Genomic DNA, 23,349 nt, shown 5'->3' with positions numbered 1-23,349 from the left:
CACCGCCCTGGCCGCGGCAGGCCGCCCGAGGCACTCATGTACCACGCAGGAGGCCGAGCGCCTCCGCCCTGGTGGAGGCGTTGGACCGCATGATGCCGCGGACCGCCGAAGTGGTGGTGACCGAGCCGGGTTTGCGGATCCCCCGCATGGCCATGCACAGGTGCTCGCATTCGATCACCACGAGCACGCCCGACGGGTCCAGCCGATCGACCAGCGCGTCGGCGACCTGGCTGGTGAGCCGCTCCTGGACCTGAGGCCGCTTGGCAAAGAGGTCCACCAGCCGGGCGAGCTTACTCAGCCCCGTGACCGCGCCGGACTTGCCCGGGATGTAACCGATATGGGCGACACCGTGGAACGGGACCAGGTGGTGTTCGCATGTCGAGTAGATGGGGATGTCACGTACCAGCACGAGTTCGCGGTGGTTCTCGTCGAACGTCTTGGACAGCACTTCCGACGGGTCGGTGAACAAGCCCGCGAACACCTCGCGGTAGGCCCGCGCGACCCTGCCCGGGGTGTCCTGTAGACCCTCACGTTCCGGGTCCTCGCCCACCGCGATCAGCAATTCACGGACGGCGGCCTCGGCGCGTGGGGCGTCGAAGACCCGCCCCGTGGAGACCGACGTGGCGTCGGGGCCGGGGATGTGGTCAGGAGTCGTCATCAATCCTCTTCTCGCACGGATCCGACCGTGGGGTCAGTCGTCACGTTCCCAGGGGACACGCCAGTCATCGTCCTTGTCCTCACGGCGATGGGATCCGGTCTGGGAACCCTCGTCAGATCGGGCTGCAGAGTCATCACCCTCGACCGCCGACCATGCGCGGGTCGGCGCCTCGGAGGGGCCTTCCGCCTGCTGCTCACTCTCCCCGACGTCGCGGGGCCGCTCGTCCGTGCCGTCGACCGGGTAGCCGCCGCCCGCAGGCGCGGCGGGGATCCGGGTGGTCTCAGCCACGCTCGGCGCCCGGTCGGCGTTGGAATCCGGCGACCATCCGCGGTCTGGTGCGGACTGCCTCGGAGGCCAGCCCGGTGCGGACCAGCCCGGAGGCGGCGGTGTGCCGTACGCCGGGATCCCCGTCGGCTGGCGACGTGCACCGACCGGCTCTCTGGATCCGGGGGCTGCGCCCTGACTCTCGCTCCGGTCCTGCTCCTGCCCCTGGCCGCCGGCCTCCCGGTCGGTCGGCAGGACAGGCATGGCGAAGGGGTCCGTCACCGGCGGGGGCCACGGCTCACCGCGCTCTTTGGCCAGCTCACCCGGAGTTTTGATGGGCGGCCTGGTCGATGGGATCCGGCCGCTGAAGTCGTCGAACTCGGTGAGACGCGGCCGCTTGACCACGTCGGCGAAAAGCCTCTCGAGGTCGGTCTGACGCAGGGTCTCCTTCTCCAGGAGCTCGGCCGCCACCGCATCGAGGATGTCGCGGTTGGACTCGAGGACGTGCCACGCCTCCGTGTGGGCGGCGTCGATGATCCTGCGCACCTCGTCGTCGATGACCTTGGCGACCTCGGGTGAATAGTCCGCACCCGAACCGCCGCCCCGTCCGAGGAACGGGTCCCCACCGTCGCTGCCGTACTTGACCGCGCCCAGCTTGGCGCTCATCCCGTACTCCGCGACCATCGTGCGTGCGATCCTGGTGGCCTGCTCGATGTCCGAGCTCGCACCGGAGGTGGGCTCACCGAAGATGTACTCCTCGGCGGCCCGACCGCCCATCGCCATGACGATGCGCGCGACCATGTCAGCGCGGGTCATCAATGACTTGTCGTCCTCGGGGACGACCAGCGCGTGACCGCCGGTTCGACCACGAGCGAGGATCGTGACCTTGTGGACCCGCTCCAGATCTTCCATCGCCCACGCGGCCAGGGCGTGACCGGACTCGTGGTACGCGGTGACCTTCTTCTCGTGCTCACTGATCACGCGGTGCTTGCGGCGAGGTCCGCCCACCACCCGGTCAGTGGCCTCCTCGAGGATGTCGATCGAGATTTCATCGCGTCCCATGCGTGCCGCGAGCAGCGCGCCTTCGTTGAGAACGTTCGCCAGGTCCGCGCCCGACATGCCGATGGTGCGGCGGGCCAACGACCGCATGTCCACATCCGCGGCCAGCGGCTTGCCCACTGAGTGCACGGCCAGAATCGCCTCACGACCCCGCAGGTCCGGGTTGGTCACCGGCACCTGGCGGTCGAAGCGCCCCGGGCGCAGTAGCGCCGGGTCCAGGACGTCGGGACGGTTGGTCGCGGCGATGAGGATGACGGTCTCGCGGTCGCTGAACCCGTCCATCTCGACGAGCAGCTGGTTGAGGGTCTGCTCGCGTTCGTCATGGCCGCCGCCCGTACCGGAACCACGGTGGCGACCGACCGCGTCGATCTCGTCGACGAACACGATGCACGGCGAGTTCTGCTTGGCCTTCTCGAACAGGTCGCGCACCCGGGAGGCGCCCACACCGACGAACATCTCGACGAAGTCGGAGCCGGAGATCGAATAGAACGGCACGCCCGCCTCGCCGGCCACCGCACGCGCGAGGAGCGTTTTACCGGTGCCAGGCGGACCGTAGAGCAGGACGCCGCGCGGGATCTTGGCGCCCAACCGTTCGTACTTCGCCGGGTTCTGCAGGAAGTCCTTGATCTCGTTGAGTTCCTCGACCGCCTCGTCCTCACCCGCGACATCGGCGAACGTGGTCTGAGGCATGTCCTTGTTGAACTCCACGGCCCGGGACTTGCCCACACCGAACAAGCCCCCCTTGCCGCCCTGCATCCGGGACATGAAGAAGAACAGCAGCCCGAAGAGGATGAGCATCGGCAGCAGGAACGAGAGCATCTGGACGAAGAAGCCCTGCTCGGTGACCGTGGTGTCGTACTTCTCCGGCTCAGCGGCAGCGACGCGGTCGAAAATTTGGTCCGCTGCCCGCTCGGGGTACTTGGCGAGGATCTTATCGGTCTCCTCACCACCCTCCTCCGGGGTGATCGGTGACTCCAGGGTCAGCCGCAGTTGCTGTTCCCGGTCCTCGATAATCGCCTCGGTGACGTTGCCCGCGTCAACTTGTGCCAGAGCCACGGAGGTGTCGACCTCTGCGTAGCCGCGCTCATCGTTCGCGAAGAAGGAGAAGGCGACAATCGCCAGGATGATGACACCCGCGATAGCCACGTTCCGGAATACGGCGTTGCTCTTACGTTCCATTCGGTCCTCGTGTGCGAAGGACGGCCCAGCCGGTCGGTGGACCCGGTCGTACGACTGACGTCGTCGGTATCGCCCCAGGCTACCCGCGAGCACCGTCAGCCGACCCGGGTGATCGCCACGGGCGGACAGAGGACCCTCGGGACCGGACGACAGCCCACCCCGTCGCCGTACCATCGGGGCCGTGACCACTGACCCCCTCACCGCCATCGAGACCGCCGAAAAGGTCCGCGCAGGCGCGATCCGGGCGTCTGCGACCCTCGACGCCGCCGTCGAGCGTGTTGCCGATCTCGACCCGACGCTGCGCGCCTTCACCTCCCTCCTGCACGCAGAGAGCCGCGCGGCGGCTGACGCCGTCGACGCGATGGGGCAGGAGCAGCGGGAGAGGTTGCCCCTGGCGGGCGTGCCGTTGGCGATCAAGAGCACGGTCACCCCGGACAACCCGGCCGTCGCACCGCTCCTCGCCGCCGGCGCCGTCCCGATGGGCATGACAGCCGCGCCACAGTTGTGCACGTGGGGTATGACCGACTCCGAGGCCCACGGCATCACCCGCAACCCGCTGGACGTCTCCCGCTCCCCCGGTGGTTCCTCGGGCGGCTCGGCGGCGGCGGTCGCCTCCGGCATGGTGCCGCTCGCCGTCGGCGACGACGGCATGGGCTCCCTACGCATCCCCGCCGCGGCCTGCGGTCTGGCCACCATTAAGCCCGGCCCCGGCGTGGTCGGGACCAGCCTGAGCGGCGGGAACTGGGGAGGGATGGCCGAATCGGGCCCGCTCGCCCGGACCGTCGCGGACGTCGCGCTCGCCCTGTCGGTGATGGCCGGCAGGCCGGAACTGGCGGGGATCGACCACGTGCCCGGCGGAACCCGGATCGGGTTGTCGGTGGCCAGCCCGATCCGGCTCGGCCGCGATCTGGTGCGCATCCACGAACCCTGGAAGCGCGCCGCCCGAGAGGCCGCGGCGATCCTGCGCGGGGATGACCTCGTCGTCGTCGACACCCCCCTGCCCTCACCCAAAGACCCGGTCCTCTACCTGGCCCGATGGACCTCCGCGGTGGCCCGCGCAGCCGAGGATGAGAACCTCCCCCTGTCCGCGATGGAACGGCGCACGCGCCACCACGCACTGCTCGGCCGGACGGTGTTCCGAAACGGCGGCGCCGACGGCGGCGACACCCGCTGGAACCGCGGTGTGGCGGCTCTGCGCGCTGACGTCGAGCGCGCCATGGATTCCGCCGGCGTCGACGTGTGGCTCACCCCGGCGCTGGCCGATGTGCCACCCGAGGCCACCGAATGGCACAGGCGGTCGTGGGGGCGTTCACTGTGGGCGTCCATGCGGTACTCGCCGTTCACGCCGCTGGCCAACGTGCTCGGCTGGCCTGCGATGTCCGTCCCGTGCGGCGCCACCCACAGTCCTCTCGGTCGCGTCCTGCCCACCTCGGTTCAGCTCGTGGGCCGGCCAGGCTCGGAGGCGACGTTGCTCGGGCTGGCCGCGGTGATCGAGAGGGGCGGCCGCTGAGCCGCATCCGTCAGCCGGGCGGTTCAGTCCTCCGGCAGCTCGGCGAAACGCTTCTTGACGTCCCGGTACCACCCGAGTGACTGCCTCGGTCGCCGCCAACGGCTCTTCATCTCTTCCCGCGCGGGGACGTGAGCCTCATCGCCCGCCTTCACGCGCTCCTTGAGGTGGGCGTCTTGGGCGTTGATCACGTCGTCCGCCGTCGCACCTCGGTGCGCCAGATCGCAGGGGCCGCCCAGGTCTTGGCAGGTCATCGACTTCACGGGGATATCCTCTCGGTCTTGGCGACGCCGAAGCACGTCGCCACACCCTGATGACGAATGGCCGGTCCGAAGTGTGACCGGGCCGCTCATCTCGGTTCGCCACCCCTGCGCCGACGGGTAGCTGCGAGCACGTTGGAGTCCGCGCGGAACTCGATGCAACTGACCACGCCGTCCGCGACCCGGAAGTCGAACGCCACCCGGGCCACCCCCCTGTCGAACCACGCCGCACCCGGTCGCTCGTAGACGAACACCGGCAGCGCCGACGCTGCCGCCCCGTCGAAGAATTCGGCCACGGCGTCGCGCCCCTCGATGCGCGCAGGTGTCCCGAGGCCGACGGCGATCGGGTCGCCGACCACCACCACGTCCGGCGCGAGGAGAACGAGGAGCCGCGTGAACTCGCCGCGTCGCGCGGCGTCGAGGAAGGCGTCGACAACGAGCCAATCCGCCTGCTCGACGGTGGGGCCCGCATGCGCGACCTTCGCGCGCGCCCGCGACGCGAGCTTGCGGGCCGCGACCGGTGAGCAGTCCAGTACGGCCGCGATCGACGCGAAGTCGACCGAGAACGAGTCATGCAGCACGAAAGCCACCCGCTCCGCCGGGGTGAGACGGTCGATCACGACATGCAGCGCCGCGCCCATCGAGTCGGCGAGGAGTACCTCGTCGGCGGGGTCCGGCGCGGTCGCGGCGGCGTCGGCCGGCTCCATAGGCGGCGGGACCGCGGCCTTGAGCCGGTCCAGACACAGGCGGGTGACAACAGTGGTGAGCCAGGCCGGGAGGGAGTCGATCACCCGGGAGTCGGCGCGCGACAGCCGGAGCCAGGCCTGCTGCACCACATCCTCGGCCTCAGCCGGATCGCCGAGCACGCTCGCGGCGATCCGGACGAGCCTGGGACGTTCGCGCTGGAACTCAGTAGTCCGGTCCACGCCCGTATCCTTCACAACCCCTTTGATCCAACAGCCCGAGAGCGGTCTTCACAGAAACCTCCGACCGGCCGCCGGCATAGTGTATGTGCGAGGGAGTAGTGGGTGGACCGGGACGCGGGGTCGCCTCTCGGCGAGGTGCCCAACGCGGTTCCAGCCGGACGGAATTCCGCGAGGGCTTCTGGGGTGAGCCCGGGGGACACTGCCGCGTCCCGATCCACCCCGTGTAACCACCTTCGGGCCGACTCTATTCCGCCGGCGTCACCGCGCCGGGCCGCCCCGGTCAGACGTACTGCTGCACGATCCGACGCTTGACCAGCTTTCCGGTGGGCGTACGCGGTAGTTCGTCGACGAAGTCCAGTCCGCGCGGGATCTTGAAGTCGGAGACCCGGCCACGGAGGGATCCCAGGATCTCGTCCGCCAGACCCGGGTCGTCAGCGCGGTCCGCGGCGGGCACGACCACGGCATGCACCCGCTCCCCCATCTCCTCGTCGGGCAGTCCGATCACCGCGACGTCCTCGACCACCGGATGCAGGACCAGCGCGTTCTCGATCTCCTGCGGGTAGATGTTCACCCCGCCCGAGATGATGGTGAACGCCTTGCGGTCCGTGAGATAGAGGAACCGGTCCTCGTCGAGGTAACCCACGTCGCCGAACGTCGACCAGGTGGGGTGATCGGGGTGGAACACGGATGCCGTCTTCTCCGGATCGCCGTGATACGAGAAGGTGCCCTCGTCCTGCTGCCAGTAAATCGTGCCGATCTCGCCGGTGGGGAGCTCCCGGCCCTCCTCGTCACAGATGTGGGCGATGCCCTTGAGCCCGTCGCGGCCCACCGACCCGGGACGTTCGAGCGCCTCCTGGGAGTTGATGAACGTGATACCCATCCCCTCGGTGGCCGAGTAGTACTCGTGGATCACCGGGCCCCACCACTCGATCATCCGGCGTTTGACCTCGGGCGGACACGGCGCTGCGGCGTGGATCGCGTGGGTCATGCTGGAGACGTCGTAGCGCTCCCGTGTCTGATCCGGCAGCTTGAGCATGCGCACGAACATCGTCGGCACCCACTGCGAGTGCGTGACCTTGTACTCCTCGATGAGCCGCAGCGACTCCTCCGCGTCGAACCGGTCCATGAGGATCACGGTCCCACCGACGGAGTTGACCACTCCGCAGAACCGCAACGGGGCAGCGTGGTACAGCGGCGCGGGGCAGAGGTAAACGCTGTCGGCGTCGATCGCGTAGAGGAAGCTGAACACCGGGGTGTAGGGGTCGGGAACCTCGTCGACCTGACCCTCCGGCGGGTCCACGCGGACGCCCTTGGGCCGGCCGGTGGTGCCGGAGGAGTAGAGGAAGTCATGACCGCGCGGCTGGTCGGCGGGCGGCTCGGTCGATTTGCCCTCGAGCAACGCCCGGTAGTCCTCGAAGCCCTCCAGCGCGCCGCCGAACACCACGCGGTGCTCCACACCCGGGTGTGCGCCCGGGGTGACGTCGATGTGATCGGCCACCGAGGCGGAGACGAACAAGGCCCGGGCGCCGCAGTCAGTGATGATGTACGACGACTCGTCCGCCGTCAGGTGATGGTTGATCGCCGCGATGTAAAGACCGGTGCGGAGCGCGGCCCAGTAGATCTCGACCATCTCGAGGGTGTTGTCCGAGACCACCGCGATGGTCTCGCCTGGCCCCAGACCCCAGTCGTCGACCAGGACGTGGGCGAGTTGAGCGGAGCGTGCCTCGAGCTGGGCGTAGGTGATCTGTTCGCCCGTGGAGGGCCGGATCACGGCGGGCTTGTCGGGGGTGGTGGCGGCGAAGTTACCTGGGAACATGCAGGCAGCGTATCGCTCCATGTGATGCTGATCACCGTAATGGCCAGAACGCCGAGAGGGCAAGAGCAGTGCGATCAGGACTCACCGGAGACTTCGAGCGGATGACGTGGCGAGACGCGACGTTCGTCTACGACGAGGGCGTGCGGCACCCCGAGATGCTGGTGGCCTGCTACGTGTTCGCCACCGACGCCGACACGAAGGCGGTACGGACGGCAGCGGAACTACGCCGATGGATGCACGCACGGCTCGCGACCGCGGAGTTCTTCACCCGGCGAGTGAGGAGGTCGCCGATCGACATCGACCACCCGACTCTAGTCCCGACTCCAGAGCTCCGCCTCTCCGAACACGTCCAGCTGCATGAGATCAATGGCGGATGGACGGCCCTCCGGGACGCAATTTCTGCCATCGCGAGTCGACGGATAGACCTCACCCGCCCGCCCTGGGAACTCCACGCCTTCACGGGCGCGACCGATGTCCTGGGACTTGCAGAGATCACCGTACTGGTATTGAAGGTTCACCACTGTGCTGCGGACGGCATGGAACTACGCCGGATAGAGGCCGCACTCTTCGCGGACCCGGCTCGCCCTACCGCCAGCACACCCGGACGCCCCGCCCTGCCTGCCGAGACCGCCGCACGGGCCTTCGTCCGGTCACCCCTTAACCTGGTCCGCTTCGTCCGTGCCGTCTGGCGGGATTCCCGGAGCGGTCGCACGCGACCCGACGGCGCAGCGGGCACGGCGGAGATCGACCAACACCCTGCTCCTGCACACGACCGCCCGGCCACCCGTTTCAACCACCCGTCATCCGGGCGGCTCTCCTTCGATATCGGGGAGTTCCGACTCGAGGACGTACGCGCCGCTCGGTCGGTCGCGCCTGGTGCGACCGTCAACGATGTGCTGTTGACGATCGTCGGCGGGGCATTGCACCGACTCCTGGAGCGCGAGGGCGAGACGCCCGAATCCTCACTGGCCGCGATGATGCCCATCTCGCTACGCCTTCCGGATTCGCACACAGGGGCCGGACGGGGGGCCGACTGTTCGGGCCGGGCCGCGAACCAACTCGTCCTCGGCACGGTGCGGTTGCACAGCGATATGGCGGACCCGGCAGCGAGACTCGCGGCGGTCGCGCGATCCTCTGCTGCCGAGAAAGCCCGCTGGCTCGACCCTCGGTCCAGCCGCGAGAGGTCGCGGATGGCAGTGGCGCCAGCGTGGCTGCTATCGCTGCGCGCCTCGATGCATCGCGTCACCGCGCCTCCCGCAACAGATCGTCGGCTCAGGAACACCATGATCAGCAACCTCCCCGCCCCCACCAACGGCCAGAATCTGGACGGTGCGCCTCTCCGGGCGGCGTTTGGCGTCCTCCCGGTGGTCGACGGAGACCGACTCAGACACCTGTTCAGCACGAGCGGCGATCGAATGCTGCTCTCGGTGTCCGCCGATCCGGAGGCGCTTTCCGATCTCCAGGGATACCTCACCCTCATCCGCGAGGAGCTCGCGAAACTGCTGATACAACGCATTAACCAGTCGGTGCCACCCCCGATAGACAGTTCACCTTGTGCTTAGAATCACATTCACTTATGGTGGCCTCAGGTTGGCAACAGTTCAGATGCCGATCACACGCGAGGACGCAACTGGAGTTCTCGCACACACAAACTAAGGAGAATTTTTATGGGCTCCCTCGACGACCTCATGCCCGCCCTTCTCGGAATGCTCCCGATCCTGACCAAGGCCGACGGACTCGTCGGCAATCTCTTCGGCTCTATCTCTGGTTCGCTGGTCGGCAATGCCGAGGACGTGGCCTGACGCCCTCGCACTTTCCTCGCAGATCCCTCTTTCTTTCAGGAGTTAAAACATGCTCAGTGATTCCCTCGGCACCGTCCTCGATGTAGCGGAAGGCAGCGTCGAATCCGGCGGCGGCTCCCTCGCCACCCTGTTCGCCGCAGGTTCCAGCAATGTCTCGACCCTGGTCGCGCGGATGCTCGACGCACTCGCGACGGGCAGCGGCAACCCGCCGGCAGCCGGCAAGTAAGTCACTTCTGCCGCAGAACGCCCTGCGGTCCTCCGAATTCGGAGGACCGCAGGGCGTTGCCATTTAAGTTGTACCGGCCCGGGAACTCAGCTGATCGAGTTATGGGATTCCCGTGGCCCGACTCGTGCCGTATTTCCGGTCAGGAGTACATGCGCGGGTGCAGCTTGCCGATGTACGGCAGGTCGCGGTACCGCTCGGCGAAGTCCAGGCCGTACCCCACCACGAACTCGTTGGGGATATCGAAGCCGATCTCAAGGATGTCCAGGTCGGCCTTCACCGCGTCGGGCTTACGCAGCAGGGTGACGATCTCCAGCGACCGCGGGTTCCGCGTGCGGAGGTTGCGCATCAGCCAGGACAGCGTGAGGCCGGAGTCGATGATGTCCTCGACGATGATCACGTCGCGGTCGCTGATGTCCCTGTCGAGGTCCTTGAGGATCCGTACGACACCCGAGGAACTGGTCGACGAGCCGTACGAGCTGACGGCCATGAACTCGAGCTCGGACGGGATGGTGAGGGCCCGGGCGAAGTCGGAGACGAAGATCGCCGCGCCCTTGAGCACGCAGATCAGCACGACCTCCTTCTCGGTATCGGCGTATTTCTCGCCGATCCTCACACCCATCTCGGCGATCCGGTCGCGGATCTCGTCAGTGCTCAGCAACACCGATTCGATCTCGTCCGCGTACTTGTCCACGCTGCTCATGCCGTCCCCGCCTCAGTTGCCCGGTCGATCTCCAGGAACACCTTTCCATGCCGACGCCGGGCGACCAACCTCCCTTGATCCGCGGCCACACCCGGACCCTTCCGGGCCGCCGCGGGACCGGCTCCGCCCACGGCCACACCACCCTGCCCACGCCAGTCGGTCACCAGCGCGGCCACCGCCGTCAGGTGTGCGTAGGTGGGCGAGGACACCCCCTGCTCGAGCAGCCATCGGCGCACCACGCGCGTGAGAACGGCCGCCGGCAGAATCTCGAGGTGCCCAACCGACAGGGTGCCGTCCGGGGCGACGGGAACACCGGACGCGAGCCGATCCAGTTCGTCGTCGTCGACACCCAGGAGCTCAGCCGTGCGTGCCAGTCCCTCGGCGGCGCCACCTCCGAGGACCTCCTCGAGCAGCGGCAGGACCTCATGACGCAGGCGGACGCGCGTGAAGGCCGGATCGGTGTTGTGCGGGTCCTCCCACCAGTCCAGGCCGAGCTCGCGGCACGCAGCACGGGTATCGGCCGCGCGAACTCCGAGCAGCGGCCGGCCCCAGGGCGCATCCCAGGCCGCCATCCCACGCAGGGAGCGTGCACCGGATCCGCGGCCCAGACCCAGCAGGACGGTCTCGGCCTGGTCATCGAGAGTGTGGGCCAGCAGGACGGGCCGGCCGGCCCGCGCGGCGTCGAGCGCGGTGTAACGGGCCGTTCGGGCGGCGGCTTCGGGGCCGGAACCGTCCTGTGGGACGACGACGACGAGGACCTCCGCCCGCGCACCGATCCCGCGGGCGGCGGCGGCCGCATCCCTGGCCACCTCACCCGACCCCGATTGCAGGCCGTGGTCCACCACCAACGCGGTGACCTCGGCGAACTCCGCGGCGGCGGCCGCGGTGAGAGCCAGCGAATCTGCCCCTCCGGACAGTCCCACGCACACCTCGTCGCCGATCTCGGGGTAAGCGCGACGGAACGCGCGCACAGCCGACCGGACGGTCCAGGCCGCGCCACGCCAGTCGGCGCCGCCCCGGTAGCTAGCGGCAGCCACAGGAACGCAGTTCGGCGGCGATGCGATCGAGGACCGGTCGCGCTATTGCGGCGCTGGTCCCCGAGGACAGCAGGGCGAAGCTCATGGTGCGGCCGTCAGAACTGGTCACGGTGCCGGCGAGTGCGCTGGCTCCACTGAGCGTGCCGGTCTTGGCGCGAACCCAGCCCGCGCCGGCGGCCGACGGCCCGTCGAAGCGGTCGGCGAGCGTGCCCGAACCCGCGGCGACGGGCAGCGTGTCCAGCAGATCCCGCACCTCCCGGCTGGCGTCGGGCGCAGCGGCGGTACGCAGAACATCGGTGAGAACCGATGCAGACAGCCGGTTCCCAGGGCTCATACCGGAACAGTCATCCAGTCGCACGCCGGTCATGTCGAGTCCGAGTTCGGTCAGGGTGTCCGTGACGGCTCTCGTGCCCTCGGCGAAGCCGACAGGGCTCTCCGGGTGGCGCGCGAGAGCAACCTCTCGGCAGATGGCCTCGGCCAGCACATTGTCCGAGTAGACGAGCATCGACCGGACTCGCTCGGTGAGTTCGGCGGACGAGACGCGGCCGAGCTCTCCCGTGGTATCCAGAGCTGTGGCCGACGTCGTGACCTGCTCGGGGTCGACGCCGAGTTCGCGGGCGAGGGCCTTGCCGGCGGCCAGGGCTGGTTCGGTGCTGCGGGGCGAGAACTCGTCGGCAGGGTCGAGTCGACCGGAGTCGAGCATCCAGGGCTGTACGGGCGCGATGTTGCCGGCCGAGATCTCCACCGGCGACCAGCCCGGGCCCAGTTCGGGGCCGGTGTAGGGGCCGGGAGCAATCACGATGCGGTCGGGTCTCAGATCAGAAGTGCGCACGATCCCTGCGGCCTCGGCGATGCTGGCGGCGCCCGGGAACAGCGGGCCCGATTCGGGCCCGCCGGACATGGTCACGTCGCCGCCGGGAATCACCACGAGGGTGTCCGGGCGCTCACCGCGCGCGAGCACGGTGTCGACGCGGGCGTCGGCGGGAAGGCTGCTCAGTGCGGCGAGGGCGGTGAGCAGTTTCGTGGTGGAGGCCGGGACCTTGGCGTCGCGGGGCCGACGCTCCCAGAGGATCTGCCCGGTCGCGTCGTCCACCACGCTCGCGGCGAAATCGCCGACGGCCGGTGACGAGGCGAGCGGACCGAGGATCTTCTCCAGTGCGGCAGGATCCGGCAGCGGCGAGGTGTCACCCGCGGCGAGCAGGCCCGGATTGGTCTCCGGAGTCACGGCGGAGGAGCCGCCGTCCGCGCCCACCGCTTTCCGAACGTCGTCATCGACATTTGTGAGCAGGGCAGCCACCGTCAAGCCTGCCACCATGAGAATGACCACGATGAGGACGATGCCGATCCGCCACACGGGACCACGCCCGCGCCACACTCCCCGCTCGGTCACGGACCCCACCCTCCCGGACGCGTCTGCGGCGTCATTCGCTCGTTGCAGGCACCCACGCTAGCGTTCCACGTGACGGCGCCCACCCCCGACGGTAGGGCTGCCTACTAGAATCAGCCCGAATCGACCGGGGCGAATGGTCCCGGGTCCGGATAATGACGATCAGCGAGGTACCCAGTGTCCGTCGAAGTGACCATCGAGATCCCCAAGGGCTCACGGAACAAGTACGAGATCCACCATGAGACCGGAAAGATCTACCTCGACCGGTTCCTCTTCACCTCGATGGGCTACCCGGCGGACTACGGATTCATCGACGAGACCCTCGCCGACGACGGCGACCCCTGCGACGCCCTGGTGCTACTCGACGAGTCCGTCTTCCCTGGCGTGATCATCAACTCCCGCGTGGTGGGCGTCTACACCATGTCCGACGAGGCTGGTGGGGACGACAAGATCCTCTGCGTCCCGGCCATGGACCCGCGCTGGGACCACATCCAGGACGTGGGCGACGTCCCGGACTTCGAACTCAAGGCGATCGAGCACTTCTTCCTGCACTACAAGGACCTCGAGCCGGGCAAGCACGTCACCCCGGGCGAGTGGCGTGACAAGGCCTGGGGCGAGAAGCTCATCAACGAGGGCATCGAGAACTTCAAGAAGCATCCGGAGGACGCGGCCGAGCCCTTCCGCGGCTGAATCACCCCGCCGGGCTAGCCCGCGCAGGTGCTCCTCCAGCAGGCGCCTCCCCGGCAGGCGCCTCCCCGGCAGGCGCACCTCTGGATGAACTCCCGCCCCCGCCTCCGCCGGTGCGGGAGTTCATCGTCAGTGGCGGCTGTGGTCAAGGTGTGCGGGAGTTCATCGTCGGTAGCGGCTGTGGTCTACGCGTGCAGGCGCGGGTGCGGATGCTCGGGACGGCGGCTCAGCGGCCGGTGTACTTAACTCCGCGCTTCTCCATCGTCGAACCAATGGCCTCCATCATGTCCGCGGAGGCCAGGAAGCCGGCGTTCCAGGTGGCGACATAGCGATTGGACTCGTAGATCGGTCCGTCGATCGCCCGGTTGAGCACCTCTCGGGTGCCGCGCACCACCAGCGGCGGATTGTCCGCGATCTCTGCCGCCGTGGCGTGCGCCGAATCGAGAACCCCGGCGGCGTCATCGGCAAGGTGCGTGATCAAGCCGTAGCGGAGTGCCGTGTCGGCGTCGATGTCGCGGCCGGTCAGCGCCAATTCGCGCGTCAGCCCGGAGCCGATGATGTAGGGCAGCCGCGCCAGGGACCCCATGTCCGCGACGATGCCGACCTTGACCTCGCGGACAGAGTAGGTCGAGTCCGCTGAACCATGGCGAACGTCGCACGCCGAGATGAGATCGATACCGCCACCGATGCATCGGCCCTGGACTGCGGCCACCGTAGGGGTCTTGGCCGACGCCACCGAGTCGATCGCCTGACGCATGGTCTCCACGAAGTCCAGGATCTTCTCGTTGCGCGAGACATCCGGAGCGTTGTCGGTGGGCAGGAACTCCATGAACTGCGGCATCATCGCCATCAGGTCCAGGCCGTACGTGAAGTTGCGGCCCTCGCCCGCGATCACGGCGGCGCGGATCTCGGGGTCGGCGTCGAGCTCGGCCATGACGCGGGGCATCTCGGTCCAGAAGTCCGGGCCCATCGTGTTGTTGCGACCCGGGCCGATCAACGTCACCTGGGCGACGTGCGGGTGCCGGGCACTCTTCTCGATGCGGACGGAGGCGTATTCGCCGGGGGTGGGGGTGTCAGAATCGCTCATGTGCTCAGCCTGCCATGCGCCGGCCGCCCCGACTCCGGGCAGTACCGGATCAAGCTCCGGAATTGGGCATGACGAGCCACAGGACCACATAGATCAGCACCTGCGGGCCGGGCAGCAGCAGCGAGGCCACAAACAGGACCCGGACCAACGCCGGATCGAGCCCGGAGTAGTCGGCGAGGCCGCCGCACACGCCGCCGATCCAGCGGTCCCTGGACCTGGTCAAGCGTTTGGGCTGGGGGTCTGGGTGGTAGGTCATGACGGAACACCTCGTCGTCGTCGGGGATATGGGTCCCGGGGACGTTCCCCCGGGTGAGATCCACTCTCCTCGCCGGGCGCCCGCACCACATCGGGGAACGACCCGGAATCCGACCCTGATCCCGTCTCGGGGTGACCGGCCCGCGCGGTGAACGGCGAGCGCGACGCGGCTCAGGTGTGGAACTCCCCGCAGTCCACGGTGAGGGTCTGACCGGTGATGGCCGAGGAGTCGTCAGAGAGCAGGAACACCACAGGATCGACGATCTCCCGCTCGGACGGTAGGCGGCGCAGGTCCATCTTCTCGGCCGTGTGCTGATAGATGTCCTCGAGTGAGCCGCCGTACTTGGTGGCCAGGTGCTCGAAGTAGCCCTTGAGCGTGTCGCCGTAGATGTAGCCCGGCGCCACCGTATTGACGCGGATGCCGCGCGGGCCGAGCTCCGTGGCCAGCGAATGCCCCAGCGCCACCAACGCGGTCTTGGCGATCTTGTAGCCCGCGTAGCGCTCGCGGGAGTGATGGATGACCGCCGAGGCCATCATCACCACGGACCCGGTCGGCGGCCCGGGAGCATCGGGGGCGGGCGCGCCTGCAACCGGAACGGCCCCGGCTTCGAGCAGCGGGGTGAACTCCTGCGTGGTGCGCAGTGCGCCGAGCACCGACAGGTCCATGCCGCGCGTGATCTGGTCGTGGTCGGTCTGCGCGAGCGGCTTCATACTGGGCACCGCGAATGCGCTGTACACAAGGCCGTGCACGGCGTCGGTGTGCTCGGCCACCGTGTCGCGCAGCGCGCGCACCGACTCGGGGTCGGTCGCATCCACCTGCGCCGCGATGGCTGCCCCACCGCCCGCTCGGACCTCCTCCGCTATCTCCTCGACCCTCGCCCCGGTCCGCGCGGCCACGACAACCGTCGCGCCCTCAGACGCTGCGCGGAGGGCGAGAGTGCGCCCGAATCCCGGGCCGGCACCCACGATCACGATGGTCTTGTTGCTCAATCGCTCGGTCATCTGCCTCACTTAACCAGCCGCGCGCGGGCTCGGCGGTGAGTTCACCGACGCGGGATACGATCCCCTCGTGTCCAGCAATCCCGCGCCTGCCCGTGTCACCCGCGTCCGGTGTGCCCGATGACGACGCCGGCCGCCGCAGACGCCGCTCTGCACCCCGAGCCCGCACCAGCCGGCGCGGGAGGGCTGCGTGCACTGACTCTGGCGACGGTGTTCGCCGCAGCCTCGGGCTACCTCGTCATGCTCGTCGCAGGACGCGCCCTCGGTCCGGCCGACTACCCGCTCTTCGCGTCCTACTGGGGGGCGTTCTTCGCCCTCGGCGGCGTGGCCAACGGACTCATGCAAGAGGCAACGAGGGCCGTACGCGCGGCTCGGGGCGCGCAGTCTCGCTCGCCCGTCGGGCCGCGGGTGCGACTCCTGCATGCAGGGCTTGTGCTCGGGCTCGGCTTGGCCGCCGCCGTACTGCTGAGCTGGCCCGCCTGGCCCGCCCTGGGTTTGGCCACGCACTCCGGCGCCGGGGTGGCGATCATGGCCGTGGGCATCCTCGGGTTCGCCCTCCAGGCCGCCACCGCAGGCGCACTGTCGGGAACGGAGCGCTGGGGACTGTACGCAGTACTGCTCACGGTGGACGCATCGCTGCGGCTCGCTGTTGCGGGCGTCGCCTGGTGGCTCGGCGACGCCGGGCTCGGATTCGCCGTCGCCACCGTCGCCGGCACGCTCACCTGGGCCGTGCTCGTCGCACTCTCCCCCGCGACCCGGGCGGCACTCCGGTCGGCCCTGGATGTGGGCCGCGGCGCCTTCTGGCGCCAGACGGGATCGGCGATGCTCGCCTCGGCGGGGACGTCCGCACTGGTCGTGGGGTTCCCGGTGTTCGTCACCGCCACCGCCCGGGACTCCGACCCCCTGCCCCTCGTCGGCGCCGTGATCCTCGCCATCACGCTCACCCGGGCTCCGCTTCTGGTCCCGCTCACGAGTTTCCAGAGCGCGATCATCGTGTACTTCGTCGAACGCCGCACGCAGGGAGTCCGCGCGCTGGCCGCGCCCCTCGGGCTCGTCACGGCCGTCGGGATCGTGGGCGCGGGCGCCGCGTGGGTCGTCGGCCCCTGGCTGATCCGGACCCTGTTCGGGGCCGAGTTCGAGCTGCCCGGGCCGGTCCTGGCCGCGCTCACCGCCGCCTCCCTGGGGACGGCCGCGCTCATGATCACCGGCAACGCCGCGCTCGCGTTTGGCCATCACCTGCTCTACAACGCCGGTTGGTGGGTGGCGGTCGTCGCCGCCGCGGTCCTGCTCCTCGCCCTGCCGGGCGCCGTGGACGCCCGCTCGGCGATCGCGCTGCTCGCCGGACCCGGACTCGGGGTGGCGCTGCACCTGGTCGGCCTCGCGCGTTCCGGACGAGCTGAAGGCCACCCCGCGCAGTGAACTCAGTCCGCGTCCTCGATCGCCGTGCCGCTGAACTGCTCGCCGCGCTGCTGGTGGCCGCCGTGGTCGGCACAGTCACCTTCGCCGCGGTCGACGCCCTGCCGTTCGTCGAACCCAGCTGGCTGCCCGAGACCTTCGGTGCAACCCTGGCCGCGGTCATGGTCCTCCTCGCCGGATGGCTGCTGCTGCGCCGGTCCACGAGCGCGCGGGCACTGTGGCTGCTCGGAACCGCCGGCCCGGCCTTCCTGGCGTCGTCCCATCTCGGGCTCCTGCTGAACGGAACCCCGCATTACCTGTTCGGCCTCGGCGGCGACCAACTCAATCGCGTCGCCTACGTCACCCGCTTCGCCGACTCCCCCGCGCTCGCCGACCCCTTCTACGCCGACGCCGCGCCCTTCTATCCCCCGCAGTGGTTCTGGGTGGGCGGGCGCCTGGCTGCGCTCCTGGGGATCGACGGCTGGGAGTTCTACAAGCCCTACGCCATCGTCACGATGGCGATTGCGGGCGCGATCGCATTCGTGACCTGGCGGTGGCTCGTCCCGACACGTGTGGCCGTGGTGCTCGGTCTGGTCACCTCGACGGTCGGAGTCCACACCAACGCCTACGAGCCGTACTCCTGGATCCTCATTTGCCTGCTTCCGCAGATCGTCGTGGCAACTTACCTGCTCTGCGCACGCGTCGCCGCCGGGGCCCGGGCCCATGGCAGTCCCACGTGGCCGCTGGTCCTGACGATCGGCATATATCTCGGCTGGGCCGCACTCGGCTACACGCTCATCGCGGGTTTCGCGGCGTTGATGGTGGGTCTCGTCGTCGTCATCCATCTCTGGCGGTGCCGCGCCGACCACGCCGCGGTCCGCAGCCTGCTCGCCCGACTGGCCGCAATGGCCGGAATCTCCGCGGCGATCGCCCTGCTGTTCTGGCACCGGTACCTGTTGGCGGTGCTCGGCGGCGCGGAGACCGAGGCCTCCGTCGCCAACGCCTTCGCACCCGAGATCGCGTCCCGGTGGCCGCTTCCGATGTTCGAGGTGTCCGCGGCGGGGCTGCTGTGCCTGATCGGCGTGGTGTGGATCGTGGTCACCGTCTGGCCCGCGGGGGCCGGCCGCGCCGCCGACAGTGTGACGACAACGCTCCGCGCCCGACTGGGGACGGACGACGACGACGAGACCATCCGCTCCGACGACCGCGTCCTCCCGACTGCGGATCGCAGGCTCGTCCTGGCGCACGCTCTGGGACTGACTGCGGTGGCCGTTCTCGGCTGGTTCGCGCTCTCCGGCCTGCGGGCGGCCACAGGGAGCACGCTGTTGCCGTTCCGGATGATCCCGATCATCACGCTGTCGCTCGCGCTGGCCGGGGTCATCGGCGCGGTGGCGCTGGCTCGGTGGGCTGTGCACACTTCACCCGACCGGTCGCGCGGGCGGGTGACCGCAGCGGCCGTGGTGGTCGCCGCACTCGCGGCAGTGCAAATGGTGCAGCACGTCTCCGAGGAGGACGCGCACTTCGCGGCCGCCGCCCGCGAGTTCCCCGCGCCACAGCGCGGCGTCCTCGACGCGATCGACGACATGACCGGTGGTCCGGGACCCTCCGACCTGGTGGTGCTGACCTCCGACCCGACGCTCTACGCCTACCGGCCGTACTTCACCTTCCAGGCGCCGGCTCAGGCCTATGCGACCCCGGCGGCCCGGTACGGCAAGCGGCTCGAGGAGATCCGCCGCTGGTCGGATACGAAGACCCCCGGCGCGTTGGACGCGGCGCTGGAGTCGAGCGCATTCCGCAGTCCCGACGTACTGGTCCTGACCCGCGAGGGGTCCCGACGGTGGATCTTCCCGGCGATCGTCAACGAGATGCCGCGGGTCCAGAACAACTCGCGCGAGGAGATCGTGTTCCGACCGCGACAGTTCGACGACCCCACGCTCTTCGATGTGAGACGGGTCGGGCAGCGAATGGTGATCGTCCGACGCTGAGTCGGTGCACGATATCGAGGACACACACCACGGGTGCGGTGGCACAAATCACCGCATCGGCACCGACTCACTCGAGTCGGTGCCGATGCAGTGTTACTGGTGATTGACGATCAGATGAGGCTGCCGAGCCCGTTGAGCAGGACGGCGAGCAGATTTCCGAGTGATCCGAGCAGCATGTGTATTTCCCTTCGTCAGCGAGTGGTGCCCGGGGAACCTAAGGCCTCGACGTGCCAAGGGCAACCGCGCGGCGCGTGGCGACGCACTCAGAGTTTGCCGGCGGCGAACAGTTCGACCGGATCGGCCAGGTCGACCGTGCCCACGTAGCCACCGCCGTCGGCGATCGCATCGTGCACGCCGAAGCCCAGGAGCTCAAGCGATTCACGCGGCAGCTGACGCGCCTGCTCCAGCGGGATCGACAGGTACTGGTTTTCCTCCGTGCGCAGCCATCCGAGGCAGTAGCTGATGTGCATACCCCGACGCCACTGGTCGGCGGTGGTGTTTGCGCCGGCGGCGTGGATTGTCGAGCCGAGGTAGATGATGCCGGACCCGGCTTTCATCACCGCAGGCACGATCTCGGCCTCGGTTGGTTGCCGATCGCGGTCCCACAGGTGACTGCCCGGCACGACCCGCGTTGCGCCGTTGTCCTCGGTGAAGTCGCGCAACGCGACCACCGACGCGAGCTGGATGTTCGGGCGGGGCGACGGCAGCTGCGACCAGACCTCCTCATCCCGGTGCAGCATCTGCGGCGTGCCGCCGGGGCCCCTGTTCAACACGTGCCCCAGGTTGAGTTGGTAGGCAGCACAGTTCGGCAGCAACACCTCGTCGCACACCGCTCTGTAGATGGGGTGCGTGAGGATCTCGGTGGCGAAGACCTGCGATTTAGCGGCCAGCCCGGCCAGGTGCTCCGTGCGGTTGCCGAAGAACGCGGCGACGCCCTCATTGACGAACCCCCGCTCGGCCCCGTGTGCGGATTCGGTCAAGTGCTGGTCCAACTCGGCGTTGAAACGGAAGAGCAGGTCGGGCTCCAGAAGTTCCTCGACGAGTACGGCCCCCTGCTCCAGGAGGGCATCGGTGATAGTCGCCATCGGCGCGGATGCGTGGACGCGGGTGAGTTCGGCCATAGGGGCTCCTCCTGCTGGGTGGGTCGGTTCTTGCCGGTGTGATCTGTCCAACATCACACCACGCGGTGCACCCTTAACGCAACATCTGTTGCTTTAGTGGTGTCGCGAGCCGGTACCCCGAACCGGCGGCGACTAGGGTGATCTCATGTCCAGTGGAGAACCGCGCACACAGCGAACTCGCGCCGGTGGACGTAGCGAGATCGTCCGCCAGACAGTGGCGACCACGGTGTTGGAGATGCTGCGCCAGGGGAACTCGGCGTTCTCCGTGGCGGAAGTGGCGAAGCGCGCCGGAATCCATCGCTCCACGGTGTACCGGTGGTGGCCCACGCGCCTCGAACTCATCAAAGAAGCACTGACACTTCACACCGCCCGCCTGGTCGTGCCCGACACGGGTTCATGGGCTACCGACGTCACCGCCCTGACGCGCGAACTGTCGGAGTTCTTCTCAGACCCCGTCGAGGCGGCGATGAACGCGGTCCTCGCCTCCGACAGGGACTCCGAAGTCGCAAAGACCCAACGCGAGCACTGGGCACCGATCCTGCGAGACCTGTCCCGCGTCGTCGACCGGGCCAAAGCGCGCGGCGAGGTGCGTAACGACGTCAACCCCCGCTTTGTTCTGGAGATCATCGTCGGCCCACTACTGCTGAACACCACATTCGGGCATAACGAGATCGGCGACACCGCCATCGACGCCATCGCCGAGCTCGTCACGAACGCCTTCTCCACGGCGGGATCAGGTGCTTGTACCGAGGCTGGCCCCTAGGCCGGGGCCGGTAACGACGACGGCTCGGCTACCGCCATATCGATTCAACCGACCACCCCGCCGTCGCCGCGTCGGTGCGGTATCCCCGTCTCGGGGATCATCCGTGTCCCCACCGGCCCGGCCGCCGGTGGCATCGGATCACGGCTTGCGGAACGTGTGCCCGAGCAGCTTCTTTCCGCCCTCGGCGAGCTTGCCGGCCTTTGCGGCGGTGGGCAGCAGGGACAGCGCATTGAGTCGCGAGGTGACGTGCAGGCGCGCTGCCCGCTCGGCGCTCTTCCAGCCGCGGGCACCGAACGCGTCGGCCTCGCCGGCGAAGAAGCGGGCCTCCTCGTCGAAACGCCGGCCGTCGAGGGCGCGCACAGAGGAGTCCGACGCCGAGTGGCGGCGGTAGAGGAACGCGAGCGTCGGATCGTAGATCATGTGGCCGCCGGCGGTGATCACGTCGACGAGCAGTGCCAGGTCCTGCACCACGTCGAGGCCCTCGCGGAAGCCGATGCGCTTGACCCACTCGGAATTCCAGGCCAGAGAGGGGAAGTACGTCCAGTTGCCGTGCATGAGCGAGGTCATGAGCTTCTCGCCGTGCAGCACCGTGCGGCCGTCGGATTTAGGGGTGGTGAACGACTTGATGCTGTCCGAGAGCCCGCGCACGGCGGCGCCGTTCTCGTCGATCACGTTGACGCCCACCTCCATCACTGCGGCGTCGGGCACGGCGGCGAATCCGTGCGCCACGACCTGCAGGTAGTTGGGCAACATGATGTCGTCGGCACCCATGATCACGACGATCGGCGCGGTGACCATGTCGACGCACTTGCGGTAGTTGCCGTTGGCGCCGAGGTTGGTCTCGTTCTTCTCGTACGTCACCCGGCTGTCGCGCGCGGTGATCTCGCCCATGTAGCGGGCCGGCTCCGGATCCGGGTAGCCGTCGTCCACCACGACCAGCCGGAAATCGCGGTAGCTCTGCGCGAGGACACTGTCCACGGCCTTCTTGAAATGGTCGACGTCTCCGTAATACGGGAGCATCACATCGATGGCCATCATGGGAACCGCCGTCCTTGTCGTCACCGGGTTGTCCGTCCGATCGCATAGTATCGACCCTCGATGAGCAGTGACAGAGTGCGGCACACGGACAGGGCTACGGAGAGCGGGGGCCGCCCCCTCCGGAACGCCGACGTCTGGCTGATCGTCCCCTGCTTCAACGAGGGCACCGTGATCGAGGACGTACTGCGTGCGGCGCGCGCCACGTTCCCCAACATCGTGGCAGTGGACGACGGTTCGGTCGACGAGTCGGCAACGGCGATCCATCGGGCCGGAGCGCATCTCGTACGCCACCCGGTCAACCTGGGGCAGGGCGCGGCCATCCAGACGGGGGTCGAGTACGCCCGTGAGCAGCCCGGCGCCCGCTACTTTGTGACGTTTGACGCGGACGGGCAGCACCAGGTCAAGGACGTTCTGGCGATGGTCGACCGACTCCGCACCGAGCCGGTGGACATCATCGTGGGGACCCGATTCGGCCGCCCGCGCGGCGAGGACGACCAGGTCCCGCTGATCAAGCGCCTCGTGTTGCGCACCGTGGTGATGCTCAGCCCCCGCACGCGCCGACTCGGCCTGACCGACGCCCACAACGGTCTACGTGTGTTCAACCGCCGAGTGGCAGAGTCGCTCAACCTGCGTATGAACGGTATGAGCCACGCCAGTGAGTTCGTGGAGCTGATGGATTCGCTCGGGTGGCGGGTGGCGGAGCAGCCGGTCGACATCCTCTACACCGAGTACTCCATGTCCAAGGGACAGTCGTTGCTCAACGGGATCAATATCCTCTCCGACGGCTTCGTCGGAAAGAGGTTGCCGCGATGATCAAGGTGCTCCTGCTGCTGGCCGGCGCCGTGTTGGTGGTGTTCTTTCTGGCCAACCGACGTAAAGCCCGGGCCAAGGCCGGCGTGAAGATCGGGTTCGTACTGTTCGTGGTGTTCATGGTGTACGCCGTGATCCGGCCGGACGACCTGACGGTGGTGGCCAACTCGCTGGGTGTGCAACGTGGTACCGACCTGGTGCTGTACGCGCTGGTGATGGGCTTCGCGTTTGTCACCGTCTCCACCTATGTGCGGTTCCGCGAGCAGGAGCTGCGTTACGCCCGGTTGGCCCGGACGATCGCCCTGAACAGCGCGGTGCGACCCGAGGATCGGGTGGACGTGCGGGAGATGAAGCCTGCCGGGGACGACGATCCTCTGCGCTACTGACG

Annotated in this window: 23 protein-coding genes; 10 read left to right on the top strand and 13 right to left on the bottom strand. The window is 68.5% G+C overall.

The window, feature by feature from the left end; all coding sequences use genetic code 11:
* Positions 1–34: 34 nt before the first annotated feature.
* Positions 35–658: a GTP cyclohydrolase I FolE gene (folE, locus tag ON04_RS03245; RefSeq protein ID WP_010540147.1), complete on the bottom strand. Its 624-nt coding sequence runs from the start codon at positions 656–658 to the stop codon at positions 35–37.
* A 33-nt stretch (positions 659–691) separates the two neighbouring features.
* Entirely contained in the window at positions 692–3,160 is a 2,469-nt protein-coding gene (gene ftsH / locus ON04_RS03240) for an ATP-dependent zinc metalloprotease FtsH (protein WP_010540146.1), read from the bottom strand.
* A 181-nt stretch (positions 3,161–3,341) separates the two neighbouring features.
* On the opposite strand from ftsH, the gene ON04_RS03235 reads away from it, so the two are divergent.
* Positions 3,342–4,670 carry an amidase gene (locus ON04_RS03235; RefSeq protein WP_010540145.1) on the top strand — a complete coding sequence of 443 codons (1,329 nt, stop codon included), beginning with the start codon at positions 3,342–3,344 and terminating at the stop codon, positions 4,668–4,670.
* Between the two features lie 23 nt (positions 4,671–4,693).
* On the opposite strand, the gene ON04_RS03230 is transcribed toward ON04_RS03235, so the two are convergent.
* The 3 genes from ON04_RS03230 to ON04_RS03220 all read right to left on the bottom strand — a co-directional run bounded on the left by ON04_RS03230 (position 4,694) and on the right by ON04_RS03220 (position 7,669).
* On the bottom strand, positions 4,694–4,921 hold the full coding sequence (locus ON04_RS03230) for a hypothetical protein (protein ID WP_238529234.1): 228 nt from the start codon (positions 4,919–4,921) through the stop codon (positions 4,694–4,696).
* 95 nt (positions 4,922–5,016) lie between these two features.
* Positions 5,017–5,853 carry a sigma-70 family RNA polymerase sigma factor gene (locus ON04_RS03225; protein ID WP_010540143.1) on the bottom strand — a complete coding sequence of 279 codons (837 nt, stop codon included), beginning with the start codon at positions 5,851–5,853 and terminating at the stop codon, positions 5,017–5,019.
* Positions 5,854–6,133: 280 nt separating this feature from the next.
* Positions 6,134–7,669, bottom strand: coding sequence for an acyl-CoA synthetase (locus ON04_RS03220; RefSeq protein ID WP_029457612.1), 1,536 nt, complete (start codon positions 7,667–7,669; stop codon positions 6,134–6,136).
* A 101-nt stretch (positions 7,670–7,770) separates the two neighbouring features.
* Here ON04_RS03220 and ON04_RS03215 point away from each other — a divergent pair, with 101 nt between their 5' ends.
* The 3 genes from ON04_RS03215 (at position 7,771) to ON04_RS16620 (ending at position 9,697) form a co-directional block, all read left to right on the top strand.
* Positions 7,771–9,231 (top strand): wax ester/triacylglycerol synthase domain-containing protein, encoded by a 1,461-nt coding sequence (locus tag ON04_RS03215; RefSeq protein ID WP_141564609.1) that lies wholly within the window; start codon positions 7,771–7,773, stop codon positions 9,229–9,231.
* 105 nt (positions 9,232–9,336) lie between these two features.
* Positions 9,337–9,471, top strand: a complete 135-nt coding sequence (locus tag ON04_RS17165) for a hypothetical protein (protein WP_274376954.1) — start codon at positions 9,337–9,339, stop codon at positions 9,469–9,471.
* Positions 9,472–9,520: 49 nt separating this feature from the next.
* Positions 9,521–9,697, top strand: coding sequence for a hypothetical protein (locus tag ON04_RS16620; RefSeq protein ID WP_158217815.1), 177 nt, complete (start codon positions 9,521–9,523; stop codon positions 9,695–9,697).
* Positions 9,698–9,836: 139 nt separating this feature from the next.
* Here ON04_RS16620 and hpt read toward each other — a convergent pair whose 3' ends face one another.
* From hpt to dacB, 3 genes are read right to left on the bottom strand one after another with little or no spacing between them, the layout of a single operon-like run.
* Complete coding sequence (gene hpt / locus ON04_RS03210) at positions 9,837–10,397, bottom strand: hypoxanthine phosphoribosyltransferase (RefSeq protein ID WP_010540140.1); 561 nt, start codon at positions 10,395–10,397, stop codon at positions 9,837–9,839.
* Positions 10,394–11,434 carry a tRNA lysidine(34) synthetase TilS gene (tilS, locus tag ON04_RS03205; protein ID WP_010540139.1) on the bottom strand — a complete coding sequence of 347 codons (1,041 nt, stop codon included), beginning with the start codon at positions 11,432–11,434 and terminating at the stop codon, positions 10,394–10,396. The genes hpt and tilS overlap by 4 nt, the downstream gene beginning before the upstream one ends.
* Positions 11,421–12,824 (bottom strand): D-alanyl-D-alanine carboxypeptidase/D-alanyl-D-alanine endopeptidase, encoded by a 1,404-nt coding sequence (dacB, locus tag ON04_RS03200; RefSeq protein ID WP_010540138.1) that lies wholly within the window; start codon positions 12,822–12,824, stop codon positions 11,421–11,423. Before dacB ends, tilS begins: the two co-directional genes overlap by 14 nt.
* 174 nt (positions 12,825–12,998) lie before the next feature.
* Between dacB and ON04_RS03195 the strand changes: the two genes are divergently transcribed.
* Entirely contained in the window at positions 12,999–13,511 is a 513-nt protein-coding gene (locus ON04_RS03195) for an inorganic diphosphatase (protein WP_010540137.1), read from the top strand.
* Positions 13,512–13,734: 223 nt separating this feature from the next.
* Here the strand turns inward: ON04_RS03195 and ON04_RS03190 are convergent, their stop codons facing one another.
* From ON04_RS03190 to ON04_RS03180, 3 genes are all read right to left on the bottom strand, one after another.
* Complete coding sequence (locus ON04_RS03190) at positions 13,735–14,595, bottom strand: crotonase/enoyl-CoA hydratase family protein (RefSeq protein ID WP_010540136.1); 861 nt, start codon at positions 14,593–14,595, stop codon at positions 13,735–13,737.
* Between the two features lie 49 nt (positions 14,596–14,644).
* Positions 14,645–14,851 (bottom strand): PspC domain-containing protein, encoded by a 207-nt coding sequence (locus ON04_RS03185; RefSeq protein WP_010540135.1) that lies wholly within the window; start codon positions 14,849–14,851, stop codon positions 14,645–14,647.
* A 170-nt stretch (positions 14,852–15,021) separates the two neighbouring features.
* The gene (locus ON04_RS03180) at positions 15,022–15,852 is read right to left on the bottom strand and encodes an SDR family oxidoreductase (RefSeq protein WP_010540134.1); all 831 of its coding nucleotides are present in this window, start codon (positions 15,850–15,852) and stop codon (positions 15,022–15,024) included.
* Positions 15,853–15,969: 117 nt separating this feature from the next.
* On the opposite strand from ON04_RS03180, the gene ON04_RS03175 reads away from it, so the two are divergent.
* Positions 15,970–17,268 (top strand): lipopolysaccharide biosynthesis protein, encoded by a 1,299-nt coding sequence (locus tag ON04_RS03175; protein ID WP_010540133.1) that lies wholly within the window; start codon positions 15,970–15,972, stop codon positions 17,266–17,268.
* On the top strand, positions 17,265–19,229 hold the full coding sequence (locus ON04_RS03170) for an arabinofuranosyltransferase (protein WP_010540132.1): 1,965 nt from the start codon (positions 17,265–17,267) through the stop codon (positions 19,227–19,229). The genes ON04_RS03175 and ON04_RS03170 overlap by 4 nt, the downstream gene beginning before the upstream one ends.
* A gap of 263 nt (positions 19,230–19,492) precedes the next feature.
* On the opposite strand, the gene ON04_RS03165 is transcribed toward ON04_RS03170, so the two are convergent.
* On the bottom strand, positions 19,493–20,350 hold the full coding sequence (locus ON04_RS03165) for a phytanoyl-CoA dioxygenase family protein (protein ID WP_010540131.1): 858 nt from the start codon (positions 20,348–20,350) through the stop codon (positions 19,493–19,495).
* A 145-nt stretch (positions 20,351–20,495) separates the two neighbouring features.
* Between ON04_RS03165 and ON04_RS03160 the strand changes: the two genes are divergently transcribed.
* Positions 20,496–21,113 carry a TetR/AcrR family transcriptional regulator C-terminal ligand-binding domain-containing protein gene (locus ON04_RS03160; protein ID WP_081477112.1) on the top strand — a complete coding sequence of 206 codons (618 nt, stop codon included), beginning with the start codon at positions 20,496–20,498 and terminating at the stop codon, positions 21,111–21,113.
* Between the two features lie 138 nt (positions 21,114–21,251).
* On the opposite strand, the gene ON04_RS03155 is transcribed toward ON04_RS03160, so the two are convergent.
* Positions 21,252–22,148, bottom strand: a complete 897-nt coding sequence (locus ON04_RS03155; protein WP_029457606.1) for a glycosyltransferase family 2 protein — start codon at positions 22,146–22,148, stop codon at positions 21,252–21,254.
* Between the two features lie 63 nt (positions 22,149–22,211).
* Here ON04_RS03155 and ON04_RS03150 point away from each other — a divergent pair, with 63 nt between their 5' ends.
* Together ON04_RS03150 and ON04_RS03145 are read left to right on the top strand one after the other, a co-directional pair.
* Positions 22,212–22,964: a glycosyltransferase family 2 protein gene (locus ON04_RS03150; protein ID WP_050815245.1), complete on the top strand. Its 753-nt coding sequence runs from the start codon at positions 22,212–22,214 to the stop codon at positions 22,962–22,964.
* Positions 22,961–23,347, top strand: coding sequence for a DUF2304 domain-containing protein (locus tag ON04_RS03145; RefSeq protein WP_010540127.1), 387 nt, complete (start codon positions 22,961–22,963; stop codon positions 23,345–23,347). Before ON04_RS03150 ends, ON04_RS03145 begins: the two co-directional genes overlap by 4 nt.
* The last annotated feature ends 2 nt before the right edge of the window (positions 23,348–23,349 follow it).

This window comes from Dietzia alimentaria 72 (genome assembly GCF_000226215.1).
Taxonomy (GTDB): domain Bacteria; phylum Actinomycetota; class Actinomycetes; order Mycobacteriales; family Mycobacteriaceae; genus Dietzia; species Dietzia alimentaria.
Note: the sequence above shows the minus strand (reverse complement) of the source record. Positions and strands in the feature narration are given on the sequence as shown.